The organism is Paraburkholderia sp. 22099 (genome assembly GCF_052045835.1).
Lineage (GTDB): Bacteria > Pseudomonadota > Gammaproteobacteria > Burkholderiales > Burkholderiaceae > Paraburkholderia > Paraburkholderia terricola.
Map to the genome: position 1 here is coordinate 71,409 of NZ_JBQEPU010000016.1, position 21,860 is coordinate 93,268.

General features: G+C 65.3%; 25 protein-coding genes and 1 riboswitch. Of the genes, 21 read left to right on the forward strand and 4 right to left on the reverse strand.

Annotation, left to right across the window (positions count from 1 at the left end):
- The first annotated feature begins 430 nt into the window (after window positions 1-430).
- Genes ACTJLC_RS16835 through ACTJLC_RS16850 form a run of 4 tightly spaced genes read left to right on the forward strand, consistent with a single transcriptional unit; the run spans window position 431 to window position 2,259 of the window.
- Entirely contained in the window at window positions 431-613 is a 183-nt protein-coding gene (locus ACTJLC_RS16835; RefSeq protein WP_073431826.1) for a hypothetical protein, read from the forward strand.
- A 45-nt stretch (window positions 614-658) separates the two neighbouring features.
- Entirely contained in the window at window positions 659-826 is a 168-nt protein-coding gene (locus ACTJLC_RS16840; protein WP_318268352.1) for a DUF6726 family protein, read from the forward strand.
- 3 nt (window positions 827-829) lie between these two features.
- Complete coding sequence (locus ACTJLC_RS16845; protein WP_440844619.1) at window positions 830-1,543, forward strand: hypothetical protein; 714 nt, start codon at window positions 830-832, stop codon at window positions 1,541-1,543.
- A 47-nt stretch (window positions 1,544-1,590) separates the two neighbouring features.
- Window positions 1,591-2,259, forward strand: a complete 669-nt coding sequence (locus tag ACTJLC_RS16850) for a flagellar basal body L-ring protein FlgH (RefSeq protein WP_073431823.1) — start codon at window positions 1,591-1,593, stop codon at window positions 2,257-2,259.
- 85 nt (window positions 2,260-2,344) lie between these two features.
- On the opposite strand, the gene ACTJLC_RS16855 is transcribed toward ACTJLC_RS16850, so the two are convergent.
- The 4 genes from ACTJLC_RS16855 to ACTJLC_RS16870 form a co-directional block, all read right to left on the reverse strand.
- A complete protein-coding gene (locus ACTJLC_RS16855) occupies window positions 2,345-3,085 on the reverse strand; it encodes a response regulator (protein ID WP_073431822.1) in 741 nt (246 codons plus the stop codon).
- 103 nt (window positions 3,086-3,188) lie between these two features.
- Window positions 3,189-3,830, reverse strand: a complete 642-nt coding sequence (locus ACTJLC_RS16860) for a hypothetical protein (protein WP_310125801.1) — start codon at window positions 3,828-3,830, stop codon at window positions 3,189-3,191.
- An 89-nt stretch (window positions 3,831-3,919) separates the two neighbouring features.
- The gene (locus ACTJLC_RS16865) at window positions 3,920-4,372 is read right to left on the reverse strand and encodes a hypothetical protein (RefSeq protein WP_440844622.1); all 453 of its coding nucleotides are present in this window, start codon (window positions 4,370-4,372) and stop codon (window positions 3,920-3,922) included.
- Window positions 4,373-4,559: 187 nt separating this feature from the next.
- Window positions 4,560-6,311, reverse strand: a complete 1,752-nt coding sequence (locus ACTJLC_RS16870; protein ID WP_114163582.1) for an ABC transporter ATP-binding protein/permease — start codon at window positions 6,309-6,311, stop codon at window positions 4,560-4,562.
- A 403-nt stretch (window positions 6,312-6,714) separates the two neighbouring features.
- Window positions 6,715-6,837: riboswitch (TPP riboswitch) on the forward strand.
- Between the two features lie 229 nt (window positions 6,838-7,066).
- On the opposite strand from ACTJLC_RS16870, the gene ACTJLC_RS16875 reads away from it, so the two are divergent.
- The 17 genes from ACTJLC_RS16875 (at window position 7,067) to hisC (ending at window position 21,818) form a co-directional block, all read left to right on the forward strand.
- Window positions 7,067-8,197 carry an FAD-dependent oxidoreductase gene (locus tag ACTJLC_RS16875; protein ID WP_440844624.1) on the forward strand — a complete coding sequence of 377 codons (1,131 nt, stop codon included), beginning with the start codon at window positions 7,067-7,069 and terminating at the stop codon, window positions 8,195-8,197.
- A 56-nt stretch (window positions 8,198-8,253) separates the two neighbouring features.
- Entirely contained in the window at window positions 8,254-8,451 is a 198-nt protein-coding gene (gene thiS / locus ACTJLC_RS16880) for a sulfur carrier protein ThiS (protein WP_020070630.1), read from the forward strand.
- Between the two features lie 38 nt (window positions 8,452-8,489).
- Window positions 8,490-9,305 (forward strand): thiazole synthase, encoded by an 816-nt coding sequence (locus ACTJLC_RS16885; RefSeq protein WP_440844626.1) that lies wholly within the window; start codon window positions 8,490-8,492, stop codon window positions 9,303-9,305.
- A complete protein-coding gene (gene thiE, locus ACTJLC_RS16890) occupies window positions 9,302-10,405 on the forward strand; it encodes a thiamine phosphate synthase (protein WP_440844628.1) in 1,104 nt (367 codons plus the stop codon). Before ACTJLC_RS16885 ends, thiE begins: the two co-directional genes overlap by 4 nt.
- A 94-nt stretch (window positions 10,406-10,499) precedes the next feature.
- Window positions 10,500-11,321, forward strand: coding sequence for an ABC transporter ATP-binding protein (locus tag ACTJLC_RS16895; protein ID WP_310133317.1), 822 nt, complete (start codon window positions 10,500-10,502; stop codon window positions 11,319-11,321).
- An 8-nt stretch (window positions 11,322-11,329) separates the two neighbouring features.
- Entirely contained in the window at window positions 11,330-12,097 is a 768-nt protein-coding gene (gene mlaE / locus ACTJLC_RS16900) for a lipid asymmetry maintenance ABC transporter permease subunit MlaE (protein ID WP_073431025.1), read from the forward strand.
- A 91-nt stretch (window positions 12,098-12,188) separates the two neighbouring features.
- Window positions 12,189-12,773, forward strand: a complete 585-nt coding sequence (mlaD, locus tag ACTJLC_RS16905) for an outer membrane lipid asymmetry maintenance protein MlaD (RefSeq protein ID WP_154874830.1) — start codon at window positions 12,189-12,191, stop codon at window positions 12,771-12,773.
- An 11-nt stretch (window positions 12,774-12,784) separates the two neighbouring features.
- Window positions 12,785-13,876 carry an MlaA family lipoprotein gene (locus ACTJLC_RS16910; protein WP_073430952.1) on the forward strand — a complete coding sequence of 364 codons (1,092 nt, stop codon included), beginning with the start codon at window positions 12,785-12,787 and terminating at the stop codon, window positions 13,874-13,876.
- Window positions 13,877-13,990: 114 nt separating this feature from the next.
- Entirely contained in the window at window positions 13,991-14,623 is a 633-nt protein-coding gene (locus ACTJLC_RS16915) for an MlaC/ttg2D family ABC transporter substrate-binding protein (protein WP_073430953.1), read from the forward strand.
- Window positions 14,620-14,928, forward strand: a complete 309-nt coding sequence (locus ACTJLC_RS16920) for an STAS domain-containing protein (RefSeq protein ID WP_440844632.1) — start codon at window positions 14,620-14,622, stop codon at window positions 14,926-14,928. Before ACTJLC_RS16915 ends, ACTJLC_RS16920 begins: the two co-directional genes overlap by 4 nt.
- 238 nt (window positions 14,929-15,166) lie before the next feature.
- Window positions 15,167-16,099 carry an ABC transporter ATP-binding protein gene (locus tag ACTJLC_RS16925; RefSeq protein WP_440844634.1) on the forward strand — a complete coding sequence of 311 codons (933 nt, stop codon included), beginning with the start codon at window positions 15,167-15,169 and terminating at the stop codon, window positions 16,097-16,099.
- Complete coding sequence (locus ACTJLC_RS16930; protein ID WP_073430956.1) at window positions 16,096-16,860, forward strand: ABC transporter permease; 765 nt, start codon at window positions 16,096-16,098, stop codon at window positions 16,858-16,860. The genes ACTJLC_RS16925 and ACTJLC_RS16930 overlap by 4 nt, the downstream gene beginning before the upstream one ends.
- Window positions 16,861-16,873: 13 nt before the next feature.
- Complete coding sequence (locus ACTJLC_RS16935) at window positions 16,874-17,113, forward strand: BolA family protein (protein WP_007180203.1); 240 nt, start codon at window positions 16,874-16,876, stop codon at window positions 17,111-17,113.
- A gap of 63 nt (window positions 17,114-17,176) precedes the next feature.
- Window positions 17,177-18,487: a UDP-N-acetylglucosamine 1-carboxyvinyltransferase gene (gene murA / locus ACTJLC_RS16940; RefSeq protein ID WP_440844710.1), complete on the forward strand. Its 1,311-nt coding sequence runs from the start codon at window positions 17,177-17,179 to the stop codon at window positions 18,485-18,487.
- Complete coding sequence (gene hisG / locus ACTJLC_RS16945) at window positions 18,484-19,182, forward strand: ATP phosphoribosyltransferase (RefSeq protein ID WP_073430958.1); 699 nt, start codon at window positions 18,484-18,486, stop codon at window positions 19,180-19,182. The genes murA and hisG overlap by 4 nt, the downstream gene beginning before the upstream one ends.
- A gap of 57 nt (window positions 19,183-19,239) precedes the next feature.
- Entirely contained in the window at window positions 19,240-20,562 is a 1,323-nt protein-coding gene (gene hisD / locus ACTJLC_RS16950; RefSeq protein ID WP_440844637.1) for a histidinol dehydrogenase, read from the forward strand.
- A gap of 185 nt (window positions 20,563-20,747) precedes the next feature.
- Window positions 20,748-21,818: a histidinol-phosphate transaminase gene (hisC, locus tag ACTJLC_RS16955; RefSeq protein ID WP_310318151.1), complete on the forward strand. Its 1,071-nt coding sequence runs from the start codon at window positions 20,748-20,750 to the stop codon at window positions 21,816-21,818.
- Window positions 21,819-21,860: the final 42 nt, after the last annotated feature.

A 21,860-nucleotide genomic window follows, 5' to 3' on the forward strand; every position in this document is an offset into this window, starting at 1 on the left:
CTGGCGCGCTTCACGCACGCCTGACAGTTTTCTTACCAATGCTTACGCAGCGCCGCCCCGCGTTTCCCGCCGTGCGCGTAGGGCCCGCCGCCAAAGGCTCGGGCCACATCCTGACGCTGCCACATTTGGCAATACGTTGGGCATGGGTTGGCAACAGCGAAAGCGGCGCGGACACCGTGATGCGGCGCTGACCGGCATCGCTCGACTCTCCCGGGAAAGTATTGGCAGCGCGGCTGCAACGGTTTGCAAGCTGCCGCAACGGCTCGTAAGAACCGCTGAAAAGCGCGCTTTCCTTCGCGCATCGGCAACGCGCGTGCGGCGCGATGATTCGTCATGCAGTACGTTGCGCCGCATGTCGACGATAGCCTAACGCCTTGGGCCCACGGCAGGCGGTGCGAAACCGACAATCCAGCGCCATGCGAGGCTCATCATGACCGTCCCAAGCAACGTCAATTCCACTCGTTTTTCGCCGCTCGCGCCCACCCAGGCCGCGCCAAAGCCCGCCGCTTCCGGCAAGTCGAGCGGCACCGCGCAGACCCGGGAATCCGCCACGACCGGACAACCGTCGGCGCCCGGCGGGCTCGTCGGGCACCACGTCAACACCACCGCCTGAGACATCGAGGCCCGCGTGTCGACTCCGAGAATCATTGAGCGCGTGATCCGTGTCGCAGCCTGGTTGACGCTCGGCGCCGCGCTGCTGCCGCTTGGCGGCTGCGGTGTCGCCGCGCTGCCGTGCCGGCTGACTTCGTCCGCGCTGAAAATCATCCCGGTCGTCGGTCATGCCGCGGCCACGCCGTTCGACATGTGTTCATCCGCGATCGACTGAATCATGAGACCCAAACGGATTGCCTGTGCGTTGGCGCTGCTCGGCGGACTGTTTTCATCGACCGCTCAGGCGCAGCCGGTCGCGCGCGAAGCCGGGGCGGCCAGCGCCCTGTCCAGAGACCCTACCGCGGATGCGCGCCGGCGTTCGCAGGACGCGCCGTTCGCGTTTCGCGGCATTGCGCTCGGCATCACGCTCGACGAGTTCCGTTCGAGTTCCACCGTGCGCGCGACGCCGGTCGGCAGCGTGCCGGTCTGCGAGACGGACGTGCAGGCGGGCGCGCTCGGCATGCGGCTGAAGTCGCGCGAAAGCCTGACGGTCGCATGCCGCTGGGCGCATCGCGCGGACGACGGCTGGTCGGTGTCGCAAGCGGTGGTCGCCGGCGTGCCGGCGCAGGAGCACGTGCTGCGTTTCGCGCGTGTCGAGGGACAAAGCGCGCTGCGTCTGTACGAAATTTCTTTCGTGATCGACGAGATCACCGCAGAGGACTTGCGCGAGGCGCTCACGGACCGATACGGCGCGGCGCACCTCGTCACGCACAGCTTGTCGGCGTCGAGCACGATGCCGGTCTACGTCTGGGAAAACGCGGTGAGTTCCATCACGTTGTGCTTTCTGCCGGGCACCCGCAACGGCACGCTCACCTATCTGCTGAAGGGTTCCGACGCGTGGGTGAAGTCGGTCGTGCGGCAGTGGCAGGCGAGCGGCGCCGAGGCGGGGTGAGGATGGCCGCCGATTTTGAGCCCGGCCGATGCGGGCAAGGAGCATGCATGAGTGCGCTACGTCTGACTGTCGCGCTGGGCGCGGCGGCTTGCCTCGCGGCTTGCGGGAGCAGCCAGAAGTCGATTGTCGATACGCCGATGGCGCCGCCGCTTGCGTCCGCGCCGCTGAACGTCAACACGCAAGGCGCGATCTATCAGGCCGGCACGCCGCTGCTGCTTTACGAAACGCCGCGCGCCCAGCATATCGGCGACGTGCTGACGATTCGCCTGTCCGAGTCCTACAGCGGCAACAACAGCTCGACCGCGGCGGCGAGCCGTTCGAGCAGCATTACCGCCGACGCCGCCGACCATTCGACCGGCGCCGCCGCGCGGCTCGCGAGACTGTTCAACGTCGGCTCGGCCAGCACCGAGTTCAAAGGCCAGGGCAGTCTCACCGACGTGAGCGGCATGACCGGCACGCTCGCCGTCACCGTGATCGGCACGATGTCGACGGGCAATCTGGTGGTGTCCGGCGAGAAGATGATTTCGATGAGCGGCAACCGCGACCGCTTGCGGCTATCCGGGATCGTCAATCCCAAGGATATCGAGGCGGGCAACTACGTGGCGTCGAGCAAGGTGGCGAACGCGCGCATCGAGCAGGCCGGCGTGGGGATGATCTCCGACGCGACCACGATGGGCTGGCTGCAGAGGATGTTCCTGAGTGTGCTGACGTTCTGAACGTCCCGATGCGAGCGCCGTGCGATGTGCGATCCGCGGCGCATCGCGCACCCCGCGTCCCACGTCCCGCGTCCCGCGTCGCGCATCAGGCCGGCGGCGCCGCCCCGCGCTCCGCCGCGCCGATCTCGCCGTCCGGCACGAACACATAGCCGCGTCCCCACACGGTTTGCACATAGCGCGGCTCCGACGGATCGACTTCGATCAGCCGCCGCAAGCGCCAGATCGACACATCGAGGCTGCGATTACGATGCGCCTCGCTGTTGCCGTGCAGCTTCTCCAGCAACTGCGCGCGCGTGAGCACGGTCATCGCGTGCGTGACGAACACCTTGAGCATGGCGAATTCGCTGGAGCGCAGCGTGATGCGCTCGCCGTCGCGGCGTAATTCGCGCGCCGGAAAATTCACCTCGAAACGGCCGAAGCGATAGGGCGCGCGCTGCTCGGGCGCGCTCGGCGCAATCGTGCCGCGGCGTCGCAGCACGGTGCGAATGCGCGCGACCAGTTCGCTCGGTTCGAAGGGCTTGCCGAGATAGTCGTCGGCGCCGAGTTCGAGGCCGATCACGCGGTCGATCGGATCGGCGCGCGCGGTCAGCAGAATCACGGGGATGTCGTCGCCCGCGACGCGCAACGCGCGCAGCGCGCTGATGCCGTCGAGCTCCGGCATCATGATGTCGAGCACCACCAGCGCGGGACGCTCGTCCTGCAATTTGCGCTGCAGCGCCATGCCGTGTTCGAGCGTGGCCACCTTGAAGCCGCGCCCCTGCAGGTACTCGCTGACGAGCTCACGTACGACCGGGTCGTCGTCGACGACCAGAATGGATTGGTTCATCCGGCTCATCTTAGTGATCCGGCCGTGCGCGGCAAAGCGCGTGACGCTTTCGAATTCTTTCTCGCGTAAGAGAAAGCAAGCGGAAAGCGCCGGCGTGCGCTGCCTAGTTCGCGAGCGACGTTTGCATGGTGTTCACCGGCTGACGCGCGAGGTCCTTTTGATCGACCACCATTCGTTCGATCAGCCCGTTGAGCTTGGTCGACGCGGACGAGAAGCGGTCGGTGTTGAGCCCGCCCGTCTGATAGCGCGCGGTGATGAGAATGCGGCCGTGCTGGATCAGCGTCAGATCGATGATCGACAGATACTGGATCGATTCGTCGCTGAACGAGCGGCGGCCGTAGTCGATCGCGGCGTTATAGACGAGGCGCGCCTCGCAGCCGGCGGGCGAGGTGCCCGGATTGTAGACGTCCGAGCGAATGCCGCGGCGCTCCAGCGCGAGTTGCAGCGACGGCACGAAGTCGCCGACCGACACGTTCTGGTTCACTTCGATGCAGACGTTGCGCACGTCGGCGGGCCGGCCGTTGACGAAGGTCGGCGACGAGTAGTTTGCCGCGACTGCGTAGCCCGCCTGAATCACGGAGCCGGTGGCGTCGGCGGCCGTGATCAGCGTCCACGCGCAGCCATTCAAGCCGGCGCTCAGCGCGGCGCAGGCGGCAAGCCACGCGCAAGGCCGGCGCAGCATGACGCACGCGGCCCGGGGGGCTCGCGTGAACGCATAAGCGCGTGGGCCCGGCGTAAGCGTCATGATGCGTGGCCTGATAGCGGTCAATGAATGGTCGACGAGCGCGGTTTCGAAAAGGTGATCGCGGCGGATCGCGTCGAGCGGGCGCGCGCTCAGCGCGTGACGCGCAGACGCAGTTCGTTTTGCCCTTGCACGCTCGCCGTGACGCTGACGCGCCGCGTGTCGGTGGTCACGATGAAATGCTGGCGCGTCGGCGTATTGACGTCGTGCACGACGTTCGGAAAGCACGCGGCGATATCGGCGCCGATCTCTTGCAGCGGGTCGTTGACCACGCCGTCGGCGTGCCAGTGCGCGCGCCAGTGGCAATCGTAGGCGTGCTGGTTGGCGCGGCAATCGTCCGCGCTCGACATGCCCGGCAGTTGCGCGGCGGATTGCGCCGGCAACTGCTTGAAGTCGGTTGCGTTGACGATGTGTTCGAGCGCGGGGCAGACGTCCGCCGGCTCGGTGGGCTGGGCGGCTTGCGCGGCGCTCGTGAGCAGCAGCGCTGCGCCGAGGGCAAGCGCGAAGCGCCGGGTCAGGGGATGGGAGCGGCGATCGAATGACATGTGCGAAGAGTCCGTTAGCAGTGAGTGGCGGGGCGGGCGGGACGGGGTTCGGCCCGCACGGCTATCGTCGCTGCTGGGAGGCAATTTCAAAGCGGGGAACAGCTTGCCCGCTTCGCAAATGCTTTCTAACTCTTCTCGCGTGTTTCCTGGTGTTTCCTGGTGTTTCGGGGTGTTGCGCTTGCCTTGCTTATGCCGCCACCGCTTCGTCCGAACGCTCGACCTCGAGCGTTTCGTCATGGAACGCCGCGAGCGATTCGCGATGCGCGACGCTCACGATCGCCGCCTTCGGCAGACGCTCCGTGAACAAATGGTAGAGACGCGCTTCGTTGTCCGCGTCGAGCGCGCTCGTCGCTTCGTCGAGGAACAGGTAATCCGGCTTGTGCAGCAGCACCCGCGCGGCGGCGAGGCGCTGCTGTTCGCCCGGCGAGAGAATGCGCGTCCAGTGTCCCGATTCCTGCAAACGGTCGGCGTACTCCGACAGGCGGCAGGTGACGAGCGCCTCGCGGCATTCGTCGTCCGTATAGGTGTCGGCTGCGGACGGATAGGTGAGCGCGGCTTTCAGCGTGCCGATCGGCATGTAGCTGACTTGCGGAATGAACATCATGCGCGCGTTGACCGGCGCATCGATGGAGCCGTCGCCGAACGGCCACAGGCCGGCGAGCGCGCGCATCAGCGTGCTCTTGCCCGAACCGGACGGACCGCGCACCAGCCAGCGCGAGCCCGGCTCGATCGCGATATCGCGAATGCGCGACAGCGGGTTGCCGTTCGGCAGCGCGAGCGTGAGACCCTCGGTGCTGAGTTTGTCGGCGTCGACGAAATGCAGGTTGATGCCGCCGTGCGCGGTAGCGGGCGAGACCGATTCCTTCAACCGGGGAGCATGCACGACCCGCTTGAATTCGCGCAACCGGTTGACGGTGGCGCGCCATTCGACCAAGGTGCTGTAACTGTTGATGAACCACGAGAACGAATCGCTGACGGTGCCGAACGCGCTCGAAATCTGCATCAGCACGCCGAACGTGAAGGCGCCCGCGAAGTAGCGCGGCGCCGCGACCACCAGCGGAAAGATGATCGCGATCTGACCATAGAAGCTGAGCACGAAGGTGAGCCGCTTGGTGTACTTCATCACCTGCCACCAGTTGTCGCGGATGCGGCCGAACAGCGAGCGGGCGTTGGTCTTCTCGGTCTCCATGCCGTTGTAGAAGGCGATCTGCTCGGCGTTTTCGCGCAGGCGGATCAGCCCGAAACGGAAATCCGCCTCGACTTTCTGCGCTTGATAGTTGATCGACACGAGCGGATGGCCGACCTTCTGGATGATCAGGGAACCGGCCACCGCGTAGAGCGCCGCGGCCCACACCATGTAGCCGGGAATATGAATCGGCATGCCGCCGAGCGAGATGGTCAATGCGCCGGCGAGCGACCACAGGATCGTGATGAACGACACCAGCGTGACGACGGTGGAAAGCAGATCGAGCGTCAACGAGAGCGTGGTGGTGGCGAACGATTGCAGATCGTCGCTGATCCGCTGGTCGGGGTTGTCGGCGAGCCGGTCGCGTTCGATCCGGTAGAAGGCGCTGTCATGCAGCCATTCGTTGAGATAGCGCGTGGTCAGCCACTGACGCCAGCGGAACCCGAGCATCTGGCGCAGATAGCGCCCGTACACCGCGAGGATGATGAAGCCGAACGCGAGGCCCGAGAACACCATCAGCAGATGCGGGAAGTCGTGCACGTTCTTGGTTTGCAGCGCGTTGTAGAAGTCGGCGCTCCAGCGGTTCAGGCGCACGTTGATCCACACCACCAGCAGATTCATCGCGATGATCGCGACGAGCAGCGACCATGCGATTTTTCGTTCCTCGGAGACCCAGTAAGGTTTGATGAGGCTCCAGGCGGAGACTTTTTCGTCTGGCGGGAGCACTGGGCTGATAGAAGTATTGGCTGTCATGAGCATCCTGTGTAGTACTGGCTCAAAGCGGGCCGGTCCTATGAAACTGGCCCGTCCAGGGCTGGCCGTCGGTCGGTCGCCCGCCTCGTCGCTCTACGGCGGGTTTAATGGCGAAGCTCCGGGCGTAAGCGCGATGATGAGCGCCCGTCCGGCTGAGCGATTCTGTTGCGAAGTCCTTAAGCGGAAGTTAAGTCGCGTTGGACTCCTTCGCCTCGATGCCGCTGGCGCGTGGACGACCATGCGTGCCGCCCGCGCCCCGGTCTCGCGGCGTCCGGTCCAGGCATTGTGCCAGAGCGCGGGCTTCGTCCGTCTCGACGAAACAAAAGATCGGTGCCGGATCAAACCGCGCGTGATGAAGGGCCGCTCGTTTGCGGGCGCCGCGGCTTTTATGGTCTAATGGCCTTCGACGAAACAGGGGTGCTTTGCCCACAGGCTGCATGATTTCATGCCGCGGCGGCAAGGCTGAGAGAGACCCTTTGCACCCGATCCGGGTAATACCGGCGCGGGAAGTTTCCGGAAGCAGCCAGTCTTCCATTCCCCGCCGGGCGGCGTGCGTCATTCGAACGCATTTTTTGCCCGGCCGGCCTTACCCGCCGGTTTCGTCCTGGGTACGTGCGTTTCTTGCCGTACGGAAAGGACTCGATGACCGCCTATTCTTCAGATATGTGCTTTGCTCTTCGCCACGCGTTCGCCGGTCATGTCGGCGCGTCGCAGTGCTTCGGCCTCGCTTGCCGTCGTAACTGGGAGCGCGCGCGATGAACCGTCCCGCACAACCCGACTTCGCGGTGCTCGGCGGTGGACTTTGCGGACGCCTCGTCGCGTGGCGTCTCGCCGGTGAGGGGCATTGCGTGGCGCTTTATGAGCGCGGCGACGCCGCCGGTTCGCAAGCCGCCGCGTGGGTCGCAGCGGCCATGCTGGCGCCCCTCGCGGAAGCCGCCAGCGCCGAGTTGCTGATCACGCGGCTGGGCGCGAGTTCGCTCGATAGCTGGCCGCAAGTGCTCGCCGAATTGCCTGAGCCGGTGTTCTTCCAGCGTAACGGCACGCTCGTCGTCTGGCATCACGCCGACCGCACCGAGGCGCCGCTGTTCGAGCGCCGCGTGCGCTCGAATGCGCCTGCGGAACTGCTTGACGGCGGCTTCGTGACGCTCTCGGGCGACCAGGTCGGCGCGGCCGAACCGGCCTTGGCGGGCCGCTTCAATCAGGGCTGGCTGCTGCCGCGCGAAGGCCAACTGGATAACCGCCAGGTGCTGGCCGCGCTCGCCGCGGGCCTCGCCCAGCGCGGCGTGGAAACACACTGGAACACGCCGGTCGATGACCGCGCGCTGCCTGCCGCGCGCGTCACCATCGACTGCCGGGGTTTGGGCGCGAAGCCGGTGCTGCCCACGCTGCGCGGCATTCGCGGTGAAGTGGCGCGCGTGCATGCGCCGGGAATCACGCTGACGCGCCCGGTGCGCCTGCTGCATCCGCGCTACCCGCTCTATATCGCGCCGAAGCAGGACGATCTCTACGTGATCGGCGCCACCGAGGTGGAGGGCGAGGACATGTCGCCCGTCAGCGTGCGCTCGGCGCTCGAACTGCTGAGCGCGGCGTTTTCCGTGCATCCCGGCTTCGGCGAGGCGCGCATTCTCGAACTGAATTCGCAGTGCCGTCCGACCCTGCCGGACCACCGTCCGGCCTTGCTGTGGGATGGCGCGCGGACGCTGCGCGTGAACGGCCTGTACCGGCACGGCTACATGATCGTGCCCGAAGTCGCCGACGAAGCCGTGCGCTTCGCGGCCGCGCTGCTCGAAGGCCGCATCGGCGATGCCGACGCCTTCGCCGACTGGCGGCAGGCGGCGCGCTGGAGCGAGCTGTTTCAACTGGATTGCGCGCGGGAGCCGGCATGAGCGAGGCACGCGCCATGCAGTTTCGTCAGTCATCGATTGAACCGTATTCGAACACCATGGACATTCATATCAACCAGAAGCCGTTGTCGCTGCCCGAAGGCGCGACTGTCGCCGATGCGCTCGCCGCGTATGGCGCGCGTCCGCCGTTCGCGGTCGCGCTGAACGGCGATTTCGTCGCGCGCGCCCAGCATGCGGCGCGCGCGCTGCAGCCGGGCGACAAGCTCGATGTCGTGCAGCCCGTGGCCGGCGGTTGAGCCCGCGCCACGCATTGCCGGAGACCAGGATGATGCAAATGACTTCCCAAAAACCCGCGGACGCGCTCACGCTCTACGGCCAAACCTTCGTGAGCCGCGTGCTGCTCGGCACATCGCGCTATCCGTCGCTGCAATCGTTGTCCGATTCGATCGACGCGGCGCGGCCCGGCATGGTGACCGTCGCGTTGCGCCGGCAGATGAACGAAGGCGGCGCGGAAGCCGGCTTCTTCGATCTGCTCAAGCGTCACGGCGTGCCGCTGCTGCCGAATACGGCCGGCTGCCTGACCGTCGGCGAGGCGGTGACCACCGCGCACATGGCGCGCGAAATCTTCGAAACCGAGTGGATCAAGCTGGAATTGATCGGCGACGACTACACGCTCCAGCCCGACCCGGTCGGTCTGATCGAAGCGGCCGCGCAGCTCGTGAAGGACGGCTTCAAGGTGCTGCCGTATTGCACCGAGGACCTGGTGATCGGCCGCCGTCTGCTCGATGCCGGCTGTGAGGCGCTGATGCCGTGGGGTGCGCCGATCGGCACCGGCAAGGGCGTGATCAATCCATACGGGCTGCGGGTGCTGCGCGAGCGGCTGCCGGACGTGCCGCTGATCGTCGACGCCGGTCTCGGCGTGCCGTCGCACGCGGCGCAGGTGATGGAGTGGGGCTTCGACGGCGTGCTGCTGAACACCGCCGTGTCGCAGGCCACGCACCCCGACGCGATGGCGCGGGCCTTCGCGCTGGGCGTCGAGGCGGGCCGCCAGGCGTTTCTGGCGGGGCCGATGGCCGAGCGCGAAAGCGCGCACGCGAGCACGCCGGTGGTCGGCATGCCGTTCTGGCATCAAGACGGGAGCGCCGCATGACGCAGACTCTGGCTTTGAAAGATCGCGACCTGTTCTGGCCGCCCGCCGACGAACTCACCGAAGCGGCGGAGCGCATTCGTGCGCGCCTCGGCGACTGGCCGCCGACGCACGCGCCGTGGCGCATCTGTTTGACCGCGCCGGACGAGCCGAACGGCGGCGACCTGATCATCGTCGCGGACGCGCAGCGGCATGGCGAGCAGGTGGCGCGCTGGCTGGTGCAGGGCGCCGGGGTGATCGAGGCGGCGCAGGAGACCGCGACGCTGCACCTGGGCGGCGAAAAATACCGCCTGGAAGGCCATCTGGCGGAAGACTGGATTCCCGCGCTGGCCGCGTTTCTGGACTGTGGTTTCGATCCCCACGACGCGCTGGTGCTGGCGCTTGCCTGGCGCGATGGCGACGAAACCCGCGCCGACGACGCATTTCCGTCCGATCTCGCGCATTTCCCGCGTCTCGCCGGTTTGCCGGACGCGCCCCTGCAAGCATTCGCGCGCTGCCCGGAGCGACTGGGTTTGTACCCGGTTCTGCCGACCGCGGAGTGGGTGGAACGGGTGGTGGGCCTAGGCGTGAAGACGGTTCAGTTGCGCCGCAAGTCGGCTCATCCCGCCGACGAACTCAAGCGCGAAATCGCCCGCTGCGTGGCGGTCGGCCGGCAACACGACGCGCAGGTGTTCATCAACGATCACTGGCAGGCCGCGCTGGAAGCGGGCGCGTACGGTGTTCATCTGGGCCAGGAAGACCTGCATAGCGCGGATCTTTCCGCGCTCGCCGCAGCCGGCATTCGCCTCGGCCTTTCGACGCACGGCTTCTACGAGATTCTCAAGGCGCTGCATTTCCGGCCAAGCTATGTCGCGCTGGGCGCCGTTTTTCCGACCACCACCAAGGTCATGCCCACCGCGCCGCAGGGCCTCAGACGCCTCGCCCGGTATGTGCGCCTGCTCGACGGCGTGGTGCCGCTCGTGGCGATCGGTGGAATCGACCTGCAGGTGCTGCCGGACGTGCTGGCGACCGGCGTGGGTTGCGCGGCCGTGGTGCGGGCGGTGACGGAAGCGGCGGACCCCGCCGCCGCCGTTTCTGCACTGCAACAATTGTTTACGCAATAATCGTCAAGTTGGGTAAAGGGACGGGGCTCCTCACGGCAACTTTTGCATGATGGCCCTATAATTCGGCCTTCCGTGTAAAAGGACTGTCAGTTTCGTGTCTTCCTCTCCCGAGACCTTACTCGAGTTGCGCGACGTCGACTTCGGTTATGGCGACCGGCTCGTCCTGTCGAACCTGAATCTGCGCTTCAGGCGCGGGCAGATGGTGGCGGTCATGGGCGGCTCGGGTTGCGGCAAAACCACGGTGCTGCGTCTGATCGGCGGTCTGGTGCGCGCGCAGCGCGGCCAGATCCTGTTTCACGGCCAGGACGTCGGCCAGCAGACGCGCGACGGCCTCTACGCGCTGCGCCGCAAGATGGGCATGCTGTTCCAGTTCGGCGCGCTTTTCACCGACATGTCGGTGTTCGAAAACGTCGCGTTCGCGCTGCGCGAGCACACCGATCTCCCCGAAGAACTGCTCCGCGACCTCGTGTTGATGAAACTCAACGCGGTGGGCTTGCGCGGCGCGCGCGAGTTGCTGCCGTCGGAGATTTCGGGCGGCATGGCGCGGCGCGTGGCGCTGGCGCGCGCCATCGCGCTCGACCCCGAGTTGATGATGTACGACGAGCCGTTCGCCGGCCTCGATCCGATCTCGCTCGGCATCACCGCGAATCTGATTCGCGCGCTGAATCAGGCGCTTGGCGCCACCTCCATTCTGGTCACGCACGACGTGCCCGAATCGTTCGCCATCGCCGATTACGTGTATTTCCTCGCCAACGGCGGCGTTCATGCCGAGGGCACGCCGGCCGAACTGCGCGCGTCCACCGATCCCACGGTGCGGCAGTTCATCGACGGCGCGCCCGACGGCCCGTTCAAATTCCACTATCCCAGCAAGACGCCGCTCGCGGCGGACTTCGGCATCGGCGGAGGCCAGTCATGATCGGCTCGCTGATCAGTTCGGTCGGCCGCTCGGTGCTCGACGTGCTCGGCACGGCCGGCTACGCCACGCGCTTCTTCTTCCGGCTGGTGCTCGAATTTTTTCCGCTGCTGCGCCGGCCGCGGCTTGTCACGAAGCAGATCCACTTCCTGGGTAATTATTCGCTGGTGATCATCGCCGTGTCGGGGCTGTTCGTCGGTTTCGTGCTCGGCCTGCAAGGCTATTACACGCTGAACCGCTACGGCTCCGAGCAGGCGCTCGGACTGCTGGTCGCGCTGTCGCTCGTGCGCGAACTGGGGCCGGTGGTCACCGCGCTGCTGTTCGCGGGCCGCGCCGGCACATCGCTCACCGCCGAGATCGGTTTGATGAAGGCGGGCGAGCAACTCACCGCGATGGAAATGATGGCCGTCGACCCGGTCAAGGTCGTGGTCGCGCCGCGCCTGTGGGCCGGCATCATTGCGATGCCCATCCTGGCGGCGATTTTCAGCGCGGTCGGCGTGTTGGGCGGTTACGTGGTCGGCGTGCTGCTGATCGGCGTGGACGCCGGCGCGTTCTGGTCGCAGATGCAAGGCGGCGTCGACGTTTGGCGCGACGTGGGCGCCGGGGTCGTCAAGAGCGTGGTGTTCGGGCTCGCCGTGACGTTCGTGGCGCTGTTTCAAGGCTATGAAGCCAAGCCGACACCGGAAGGCGTGTCGCGCGCCACGACTAAAACGGTCGTGTACGCGTCGCTTGCCGTGCTCGGCCTCGATTTTCTGCTGACTGCACTGATGTTCAGCTAAGACTGCGTCGCGCTTTTTCCGCCGGCGGCGCGTCACGGGTCGCGCCCGGCGGGGAGTGTCGGCGGCGCGGCGGATTCACTTTGGGATGACGATGAAAAAGACTGCTCTCGACTTCTGGGTCGGCCTGTTCGTGGTGCTGGGTTTCGTGGCGTTGCTGTTTCTCGCGCTGAAGGCCGGCAACATGAGCTCGTTGTCGTTTCAGGCAACGTACCCGGTCAAGCTCAAGTTCGACAATATCGGCGGACTCAAGGCGCGCGCGCCTGTGAAGAGCGCGGGCGTGACGGTTGGCCGGGTCGGCTCGATCGGCTTCGACAGCAACGCGTATCAGGCCGTCGTCACGATCGACCTCGACAAGCAATACCAGTTTCCGAAAGATTCGTCGGCGAAGATCCTGACCTCGGGTCTGCTCGGCGAGCAATACATCGGGCTCGAACCCGGCGGCGACACCGAAATGCTCAAGGCGGGCGATACGATCTCGATGACGCAATCGGCGATCGTGCTGGAAAACCTGATCGGGCAGTTCCTGTACAGCAAAGCGGCTGACTCGGGCGCGTCGAAGTCCGGCTCGGGTTCGGCGGGCTCGACAGCACCTGCCGCACCTGCCGCGGCGGCCGTGGCGGCGCCGGCGGTGCCTGCCACACCGGCGGTTCCGGCTTCCGGCGCAGCCGGTCAATAAGGAGAATAAAAATGCAGACCCTACGCATCAGTGGTGCGGGCGCCTTGCAGGTGGCGAAGCTGACCGTCGTGATGGCCGCGCTCGCCGGCTGCACGACCGTGCAGACGCCGACCAAGGGCGATCCGCTCGAAGGCTTGAACCGCACCATCTTCACCGTCAACGACAAGATCGACCAATACGCGCTGAAGCCGGTCGCGAAGGGCTATGTCTTCGTGACGCCGCAGCCGGTGCGCGACAGCGTGACGAACTTCTTCTCGAACATCGGCGACGTCTACATCGCGGCGAACAACCTGCTGCAATTGAAGATTACCGACGGCGTGCAGGACATCATGCGGATCGTGATCAACACGGTGTTCGGCGTGGGCGGTCTGTTCGACGTCGCGACGCTCGCGAAGCTGCCCAAGCACGACAACGACCTCGGCCTGACGCTCGGCCACTACGGTGTGCCGACGGGGCCGTACCTGGTGCTGCCGCTGTTCGGTCCGAGCACGTTGCGCGACGCGGTCGGCTCGCTCGGCAACTATTACGTGAACCCGCTCAGCTACATCGATCCGCCGGGCTTGAGCTGGGCGCTGTATGGGCTGAACGTGGTCAACACGCGCGCCAACCTTCTGAATGCGAGCGATGTCTTGGAGGGCGCCGCGCTCGACAAGTATTCGTTCGTGCGCAATGCGTACCTGCAGCGCCGTCAGTATTTGCTGTCGGACGGCAAGCAGGCGCAGGCGCTGCCGAACTACGGCGACGAAGCGCCGTTGCCGAAATACGAAGACGTCGACGCCGGTGCGGCCAGTGCGGCTGGCGCGCCGGCGGGCGCCGTGACCGGCACGGCCGGCACCGCCGCAGGCACGCAGGCTGCTCCGGCGAAGGCGGCGGGAGCCTCGGGTACGGCTGCGGCAACGCCACCGCAAGCGGCTTCGGCGGCGGGCGCGACAGCGGGAACAACGTCGGGCGCAACCGGGACCGCGGCAAAACCTGAAGCCGCTTCGGGCAGCGCCGAAACGCCGCCAATCGATATGAACGGCGGTCCCGAAACGACGCAGATTCCGGCCGGCCAACTGGTCCCGCCCACGCGTTTCAACTTTCCGTCATTCAAATTGCGTTGATGATGTGCCCGTAACAGATCGATACGACTCTCGCAGTTTGCGCATGGATTGCCGCTGAACTCGCGTGTTAATGTCGGCTCAAACGGTTGCACTATTTTTAAGGCAAGGCTACATATGAAAAAATTCTTCCTGATTCCGTTGTTCGCTGCGTTGTTCTCGTTCGCCAGTGCCGGTGCATCGGCGCAAACGGTCGACGCCAATTCGCCGGACGGCCTGATCAAGACCGTCACTCAACAGGTGATCGATTCGATCCGCGCAGATAAGTCGATCCAGCAAGGCGACATCAACCACATCACGCGTCTCGTCAACGAAAAGATCCTGCCGTACACCGATTTCCGCCGCACCACGCAACTTGCGATGGGCCGCAATTGGCGCACCGCCACGCCAGAGCAGCAGAACCAGGTGGTCGAGCAGTTCAAGATGCTGCTGATCCGCACCTACTCGGGCGCGCTGGCTCAGGTCCGCGACCAGCAGATCCAGTACAAGCCGTTCCGCATGAATCCGGACGACACCGATACGGTGGTGCGCTCCGTCGTGATGAACAACGGCTCGCCGATCGAACTCGACTACCGTCTGTACAAGACGCCGCAAGGCTGGCGCGTCTATGACATCAACGTGCTCGGCGCATGGTTGATCCAGGCGTATCAGCAGCAGTTCAACGAGCAGATTCAGCAGAAGGGCGTGGACGGACTGATCCAGTTCCTCACGCAGCGCAACCAGCAACTCGCCGCGGGCAAGCAGTCGTGAGCGAAGTGCTGAGCCCCGTCGTGAACCGCTTCGAGAGCGGCGCGACACTGACCCACGCGAGCGCGAAGAGTGCGCTCGTGGCGGGTTTGGAGCGCATCGCGGCGGGCGCGAGCGGCGTGGATTGCACACCGCTTGCGCAATTCGATTCGTCCGCGCTGGCCGTCCTCCTCGCGTGGCAGCGGGCCGCCCAGGCACGCGGCGGCGCCCGATTCGAGATCGTCAATCTGCCGGCTGGTCTCGCCAGCCTCGCGCAAGCCTACGGCGTCGATACCCTGGTCCCGTGCAGAGCGGTCGACCAGAGTTAACGCTTTAGCGCCGACTCTTGTCCCGATACCGCCGGCGCCGCATTGGCGCCGGCATCGACGCTCCATCAGCGTCACGCGGATCGCCCCGACCCAAGCCGGGCCAGCCAATTTTTGCCCTATAATCAAACGTTTTTTGGGGCACTTAACCGGCCCCAATTTCGTTTCTCCCAGCATTTGTGTGCCCACCCTGGGCTCCGCAAGGTCCCTTTAGGCGCCGCGACGCGCGCGGCCCCCAGTCATGTCAGCCATAGAAATTCGTAACGTCAAGAAGCGCTACAAGGATTTGCAGGCGCTCAAGGGCGTCAGCCTCACGGTGGAAGAAGGCGAGTTCTTCGGACTGCTCGGTCCGAACGGCGCGGGCAAGACGACGCTCATCAGCATTCTCGCCGGTCTCGCGCGCGCCGATGAAGGCAGCATCGCCGTGCGCGGCCACGACGTTATCGACGATTTCCGGCTGGCGCGCCGCGCGCTCGGCGTCGTGCCGCAGGAGCTCGTGTTCGATCCGTTCTTCACGGTCCGCGAGACCTTGCGCATCCAGTCCGGCTACTACGGGCTGCGCAACAACGACGCATGGATCGACGAGATCATGGCCAATCTCGACCTCACCGAAAAAGCCGACGCCAACATGCGCGCGCTGTCGGGCGGCATGAAGCGCCGCGTGCTGGTCGCGCAGGCGCTGGTGCACCGGCCGCCGGTCATCGTGCTCGACGAGCCGACCGCGGGCGTGGACGTCGAATTGCGTCAAACCCTGTGGAAATTCATCTCGCGCCTGAATCGCGAAGGTCACACCATCGTGCTGACCACGCACTATCTTGAAGAAGCCGAATCGCTGTGCGATCGCATTGCGATGCTGCGGCGCGGCGAAGTGGTCGCGCTCGATCACACCAGCGCGCTGCTGCAGCGTTTTGCAGGCATGCAATTGTTCCTGCGTTTCGGCCAGGGCGTGTTGCCCGCCGACCTGCGTGTGCTCGAAGTGGAGGGCGGCGCGGGCAACGGCAATGGTCGTCAGCATCTGCTGCGTCTCGCGAGCTATGACGACGTCGAGCGGATTCTCGCGCAATGCCGCGCGGCGGGCTGCACGTTCGACGAAATCGAAGTCCGCAAGGCCGATCTCGAAGACGTGTTCGTTCAGGTGATGAACGGTCCGGAAATGATCGAGGGGCTTGCATGACCGGCTATAGTGGATTCAGCACGCTGTTTTACAAGGAAATCCTGCGTTTCTGGAAGGTGTCGTTCCAGACCGTGCTGGCGCCGATCATTACCGCGCTGTTGTATCTGACGATTTTCGGCCACGCGTTGCGCGATCATGTGCAGGTGTATCCGGGCGTCGAGTACACGAGCTTCCTGGTTCCGGGTCTCGTGATGATGAGCGTGTTGCAGAATGCGTTCGCGAATAGCTCGTCGTCGCTGATTCAGTCGAAAATCACCGGCAACCTGGTGTTCATGCTGCTGCCGCCGCTCTCGCACTACGAGATGTTCGGCGCCTATGTGCTGGCTGCCGTGGCGCGCGGGTTAGCGGTCGGCTTCGGCGTGTTCATCGTGACGATCTGGTTCGTGCCGGTCAGTTTCAGCGCGCCGCTGTATATCATTCTGTTCGCGATTTTCGGCGCGGCGATTCTCGGCACGCTCGGTCTGATCGCCGGCATCTGGGCGGAGAAGTTCGATCAGCTTGCCGCGTTCCAGAACTTTCTGATCATGCCGCTCACGTTTCTCTCGGGCGTGTTCTACTCGACGCATACGCTGCCGCCGGTATGGCGCGAAGTGTCGCGGCTCAATCCCTTTTTCTACATGATCGACGGCTTTCGCTACGGTTTCTTCGGGATGTCGGATATCAATCCGCTCGCGAGCCTCGCGATCGTCGCCGGTTTCTTCGTGGTGCTGGCCGTGGTGGCGATGCGCATGCTCGCGTCCGGCTACAAACTGCGCCACTGACAGGAGCTTTCCCATGTTGCCGACTCCCGAACAGGTCAAGCAATACATCGCCGCTGGGCTCGCTTGCCAGCATCTCGAAGTCGAAGGCGACGGTCAGCATTTCTTTGCGACCATCGTTTCGCCGAGCTTTGAAGGCAAGCGGCCGATTCAGCGGCATCAACTCGTGTACGCGGCGCTCGGCGACCGCATGCGCGAGGAAATCCACGCGCTCAGCATGAAGACGCTGACGCCCGCCGAATGGCAGAACGCGTAATCTGGAAATTTAGTGCGAATTACTCAAGAAGGGCGCGACCTCGGTAGCGGCGCGTCGAACACAATCAAGGCAGGCCCGGCCGAAGTCCGGGCGGATCAGGAACTGACAGGCATGGACAAACTCATCATTGAAGGTGGCTTCCCGCTCGCGGGTGAAGTTGTCGTCTCGGGTGCGAAGAACGCGGCGTTGCCGATCCTGTGCGCGGGTCTGCTGAGCTCGGAGCCCGTGCATCTGGACAACGTGCCGGATCTGCAGGACGTGCGCACGATGCTCAAGCTGCTCGGCCAGATGGGCGTGCGGATCGAGAGCGGCGCGGGGCGCGTGTCGCTGGACGCGTCGAAGGTCGACAACCTCCTCGCTCCGTATGAAATGGTGAAGACCATGCGCGCGTCGATCCTCGTGCTCGGCCCGCTGGTCGCGCGCTTCGGTCACGCCAGGGTGTCGCTGCCGGGCGGCTGCGCGATCGGCGCGCGTCCGGTGGATCAGCACATCAAGGGCCTGCAGGCGATGGGCGCCGAGATCACGATCGAGCACGGCTTCATCGAGGCGCGCGCGAAGCGTCTGAAGGGCGCGCGCATCATCACCGACATGATCACCGTCACCGGCACGGAAAATCTGCTGATGGCGGCGGTGCTGGCCGAAGGCGAAACGGTCATCGAGAACGCGGCGCGTGAGCCGGAAGTCGGCGACCTCGCGCATCTGCTGGTCGCGATGGGCGCGCGGATCGAAGGCATCGGCACCGATCGCCTCGTGATCCAGGGCGTCGACAAACTGCATGGCGCGAAGCACACGGTGATTCCGGATCGTATCGAAGCCGGCACGTTCCTGTGCGCGGTGGCGGCCGCCGGCGGCGACGTCACCTTGCGCCGCGTGCGCCCGCAGATTCTCGAAGCCGTCACGGACAAGCTGCGCGAGGCGGGCGTCACGATCGAGGAAGGGGAAGACTGGATGCGCGTGCGGATGGACAAGCGTCCGAGCGCGGTGAGTTTCCGCACCTCCGAATATCCGGCATTCCCGACCGACATGCAGGCGCAGTTCATGGCGCTGAACACGATCGCCGAAGGCACCGCGCAGGTGGTGGAGACGATCTTCGAAAACCGCTTCATGCACGTGCAGGAACTGAACCGCCTCGGCGCGCACATCACGATCGACGGCAAGACCGCGCTCGTGACCGGCGTGGAGAAGCTCTCCGGTGCGAAGGTCATGGCAACCGATCTGCGCGCGTCCGCGAGTCTCGTGATCGCCGCGCTGCGCGCCGAGGGCGAAACGCTGATCGACCGCATCTATCACCTGGATCGCGGTTATGACCGCATGGAGACCAAGCTCACCGCGATCGGCGCGAAGGTGCGCCGGGTTTCGGGGAGCCAGGCATGAGTTCGGTGCCGCAGACGTCGTCGTCGCCGGCGGTGAGCGCACCGCTCACGCTGGCGCTGTCGAAAGGGCGTATCTTCGAGGAGACGCTGCCGCTGCTCGCCGCCGCCGGCATCGAAGTCGCCGAGGATCCCGAAACCTCGCGCAAGCTGATCCTGCCGACCACCGATGCGAACCTGCGCGTGATTATCGTGCGCGCCACCGACGTGCCGACCTACGTCGAATACGGCGCGGCCGACTTCGGCGTGGCGGGCAAGGACGTGCTGCTGGAACACGGCGGCGGCGGGCTGTATCAGCCGGTCGACCTGGATATCGCACGCTGCCGCATGTCGGTCGCGGTGGCCGCGGGTTTCGATTATGCGAATGCGGTGCGCCAGGGCGCGCGATTGCGCGTCGCGACCAAGTACGTTGAAACCGCACGTGAGCATTTTGCCGCCAAGGGCGTGCATGTCGATCTGATCAAGCTGTACGGTTCAATGGAACTCGCGCCGCTGGTCGGCCTCGCCGATGTGATCGTCGACCTGGTGAGTTCGGGCAATACCTTGCGGGCCAACCATCTCGTCGAGGTGGAGGAGATCATGCAGATTTCGTCGCGTCTCGTCGTGAACCAGGCTGCGCTGAAGCTCAAGCGCGCCGCGTTGCGGCCGATCCTCGACGCGTTCGAACGCGCGTCGAAAGCCGGCGCGGCGACACCCTGAATCGTTGGTCCTGCTTGACCCCGCTTTAACGCGCGCCTTACCGAAACGGATACCCGTATGTCTATCAAGATTCGCAAACTCGATTCCAGCGCTCCCGACTTCCACAAGTCGCTGCATGCGGTGCTCGCGTTCGAGGCGAGCGAAGACGAAGCGATCGAGCGCTCGGTCGCGCAGATTCTGAACGACGTGAAGGCGCGCGGCGATGCCGCGGTGCTCGAGTACACGAACCGCTTCGACCGTCTCGAGGCGAACAGCGTCGACGCGCTCGAACTGCCTATGTCCGAGCTGGAAGCCGCGCTCGAAAGTCTCGAACCCAAGCGCCGCGCCGCGCTCGAAGCGGCGGCGGCGCGCGTGCGCGGCTACCACGAGAAGCAGAAGATCGAATGCGGCAGTCATAGCTGGCAATACACGGAAGCCGACGGCACCGTGCTCGGCCAGAAGATCACGCCGCTCGATCGCGCGGGTATCTATGTGCCGGGCGGCAAGGCGGCGTATCCGTCGTCGGTGCTGATGAACGCGATTCCGGCGCGCGTGGCCGGCGTGCGCGAAATCGTCATGGTCGTGCCAACGCCGGATGGCGTGAAAAACCCGCTGGTGCTGGCGGCCGCGTTGCTGGGCGGCGCGGACCGCGTGTTCACGATCGGCGGCGCGCAGGCGGTCGGTGCATTGGCGTACGGCACGCAAACCATCCCCGCGGTGGACAAGATTTGCGGCCCGGGCAATGCCTATGTCGCGTCGGCCAAGCGCCGCGTGTTCGGCACGGTCGGCATCGACATGATTGCGGGGCCGTCGGAAATTCTCGTGCTGTGCGACGGCACCACGGATCCGCGCTGGGTCGCGATGGACCTGTTCTCGCAAGCCGAGCACGACGAGCTCGCGCAATCCATCCTGCTGTGTCCCGACGACGCGTTCATCGCCCGCGTGCACGAAGCGATCAACGAACTGCTGCCCACCATGCCGCGCCGCGATGTGATTCGCGCGTCGCTGGAAGGGCGCGGCGCGCTGGTCAAGGTGCGCGATATGGCCGAAGCCTGCGCGATCGCCAACGACATCGCGCCGGAACACCTCGAAATCTCGGCGCTGGAGCCGCACCAGTGGGGCCAGTTGATCCGCCATGCCGGCGCGATCTTTCTCGGCCGCTACACGAGCGAAAGCCTCGGCGACTACTGCGCGGGTCCGAACCACGTGCTGCCTACCTCGCGTACCGCACGGTTCTCGTCCCCCTTGGGCGTCTATGATTTCTTCAAGCGCTCGAGCGTGATCGAGGTCAGCGCGGAAGGCGCGCAGACGCTCGGCGAGATCGCCGCGGAACTCGCTTATGGCGAAGGCTTGCAGGCGCATGCTCGCAGCGCCGAATACCGGATGCGGCAAAACGGCTGAGCGCGGCTGAACCTCGCGAATCCGATAACGAGCGCGGGCATCGAGCTGATGCCCGCTGACTTCGGCGACGGATTGCGTGCGGTTCTCCGCGTCTCCATTCAATAACGACAACTGAGACCAACTGAGGCGGCAGCGTGCCGCCGATGCCAGTCCGGCGTTTGCCTCGCGGCCTGGTCCACTGACCTATGACGACACCTCAAGACATCATTCGCCGCGACGTGCTCGCGATGACGAGCTATCCGGTTCCGGACGCCACGGGCTACATCAAGCTCGACGCGATGGAAAATCCGTTTCCGCTGCCGCCGGTGCTGGCCGCGCATCTCGGCGAGCACCTGGCCGGCGTCGCGCTGAACCGTTACCCGGCGCCGCGTCCGGAAGCGTTGATCGAGAAGATCAAGCGCGTGATGGGCGTGCCCGCCGGCTGCGACGTGCTGCTCGGCAACGGCTCGGACGAGATCATCAGCATGATCTCGGTCGCGTGCGCGAAGCCGGGCGCCAAGGTGCTCGCGCCGGTGCCCGGTTTCGTGATGTACCAGGTGTCGGCGAAGCTGGCGAATCTGGAATTCGTCGGCGTGCCGCTGCGGGCGGATTTCTCGCTCGATACCGAAGCGATGCTGGCGGCGATCGCCGAGCATGAGCCGACGGTCATCTATCTGGCATATCCGAACAACCCGACCGGCACGCTGTTCGACGACGCCGACATGGAGCGCATCATCGCCGCGGCCAACAAGAGCCTCGTGGTGATCGACGAGGCGTATCAGCCGTTCGCGCAGCAAAGCTGGCTGCCGCGCGCCGACGCGTTCGACAATCTCGTCGTGATGCGCACGGTGTCCAAGCTCGGGTTGGCCGGCATCCGGCTCGGCTATCTGGTCGGCAAGCCCGCCTGGCTGACCGAATTGGACAAGGTGCGTCCGCCCTACAACACCAATGTGTTGACGCAGGCCGCCGCTGACTTCCTGCTCGATCACGTCGACGTGCTGGACTCCCAGGCCGCGCAATTGCGCGAAGAACGCGCGAAACTCGCGCAGGCGGTGGCTCAGTTGCCCGGCGCCGAAGTGTTCCCGAGCGCCGGCAACTTCCTGCTGGTACGCGTGCCGGACGCGTCCGTTCTGTTCGAAACGCTGCTCACGGCACGGGTTTTGATCAAAAACGTGAGTAAAATGCATCCATTGCTGGCCAATTGCGTGCGTTTGACCGTGGGTTCGCCTCAGGAAAACGCGCAATTGCTCGCCGGGCTGAAACTCGTGCTGCACTGAATCGCGCACTGGCAAAGCGCCCCGCTCGCCGGTTTTCCCAAC

Bases quoted from the DNA above. Each gene is read 5' to 3' on its own strand.
- ACTJLC_RS16835 (WP_073431826.1), top strand. From the start codon at position 431: ATGACCGTCCCAAGCAACGTCAATTCCACTCGTTTTTCGCCGCTCGCG.
- ACTJLC_RS16845 (WP_440844619.1), top strand. From the start codon at position 830: ATGAGACCCAAACGGATTGCCTGTGCGTTGGCGCTGCTCGGCGGACTG.
- ACTJLC_RS16850 (WP_073431823.1), top strand. From the start codon at position 1,591: ATGAGTGCGCTACGTCTGACTGTCGCGCTGGGCGCGGCGGCTTGCCTC.
- ACTJLC_RS16855 (WP_073431822.1), bottom strand. From the start codon at position 3,085: ATGAACCAATCCATTCTGGTCGTCGACGACGACCCGGTCGTACGTGAG.
- ACTJLC_RS16860 (WP_310125801.1), bottom strand. From the start codon at position 3,830: ATGACGCTTACGCCGGGCCCACGCGCTTATGCGTTCACGCGAGCCCCC.
- ACTJLC_RS16865 (WP_440844622.1), bottom strand. From the start codon at position 4,372: ATGTCATTCGATCGCCGCTCCCATCCCCTGACCCGGCGCTTCGCGCTT.
- ACTJLC_RS16870 (WP_114163582.1), bottom strand. From the start codon at position 6,311: ATGACAGCCAATACTTCTATCAGCCCAGTGCTCCCGCCAGACGAAAAA.
- ACTJLC_RS16875 (WP_440844624.1), top strand. From the start codon at position 7,067: ATGAACCGTCCCGCACAACCCGACTTCGCGGTGCTCGGCGGTGGACTT.
- thiS (WP_020070630.1), top strand. From the start codon at position 8,254: ATGGACATTCATATCAACCAGAAGCCGTTGTCGCTGCCCGAAGGCGCG.
- ACTJLC_RS16885 (WP_440844626.1), top strand. From the start codon at position 8,490: ATGACTTCCCAAAAACCCGCGGACGCGCTCACGCTCTACGGCCAAACC.
- thiE (WP_440844628.1), top strand. From the start codon at position 9,302: ATGACGCAGACTCTGGCTTTGAAAGATCGCGACCTGTTCTGGCCGCCC.
- mlaD (WP_154874830.1), top strand. From the start codon at position 12,189: ATGAAAAAGACTGCTCTCGACTTCTGGGTCGGCCTGTTCGTGGTGCTG.
- ACTJLC_RS16910 (WP_073430952.1), top strand. From the start codon at position 12,785: ATGCAGACCCTACGCATCAGTGGTGCGGGCGCCTTGCAGGTGGCGAAG.
- ACTJLC_RS16915 (WP_073430953.1), top strand. From the start codon at position 13,991: ATGAAAAAATTCTTCCTGATTCCGTTGTTCGCTGCGTTGTTCTCGTTC.
- ACTJLC_RS16925 (WP_440844634.1), top strand. From the start codon at position 15,167: ATGTCAGCCATAGAAATTCGTAACGTCAAGAAGCGCTACAAGGATTTG.
- ACTJLC_RS16930 (WP_073430956.1), top strand. From the start codon at position 16,096: ATGACCGGCTATAGTGGATTCAGCACGCTGTTTTACAAGGAAATCCTG.
- ACTJLC_RS16935 (WP_007180203.1), top strand. From the start codon at position 16,874: ATGTTGCCGACTCCCGAACAGGTCAAGCAATACATCGCCGCTGGGCTC.
- hisG (WP_073430958.1), top strand. From the start codon at position 18,484: ATGAGTTCGGTGCCGCAGACGTCGTCGTCGCCGGCGGTGAGCGCACCG.
- hisD (WP_440844637.1), top strand. From the start codon at position 19,240: ATGTCTATCAAGATTCGCAAACTCGATTCCAGCGCTCCCGACTTCCAC.
- hisC (WP_310318151.1), top strand. From the start codon at position 20,748: ATGACGACACCTCAAGACATCATTCGCCGCGACGTGCTCGCGATGACG.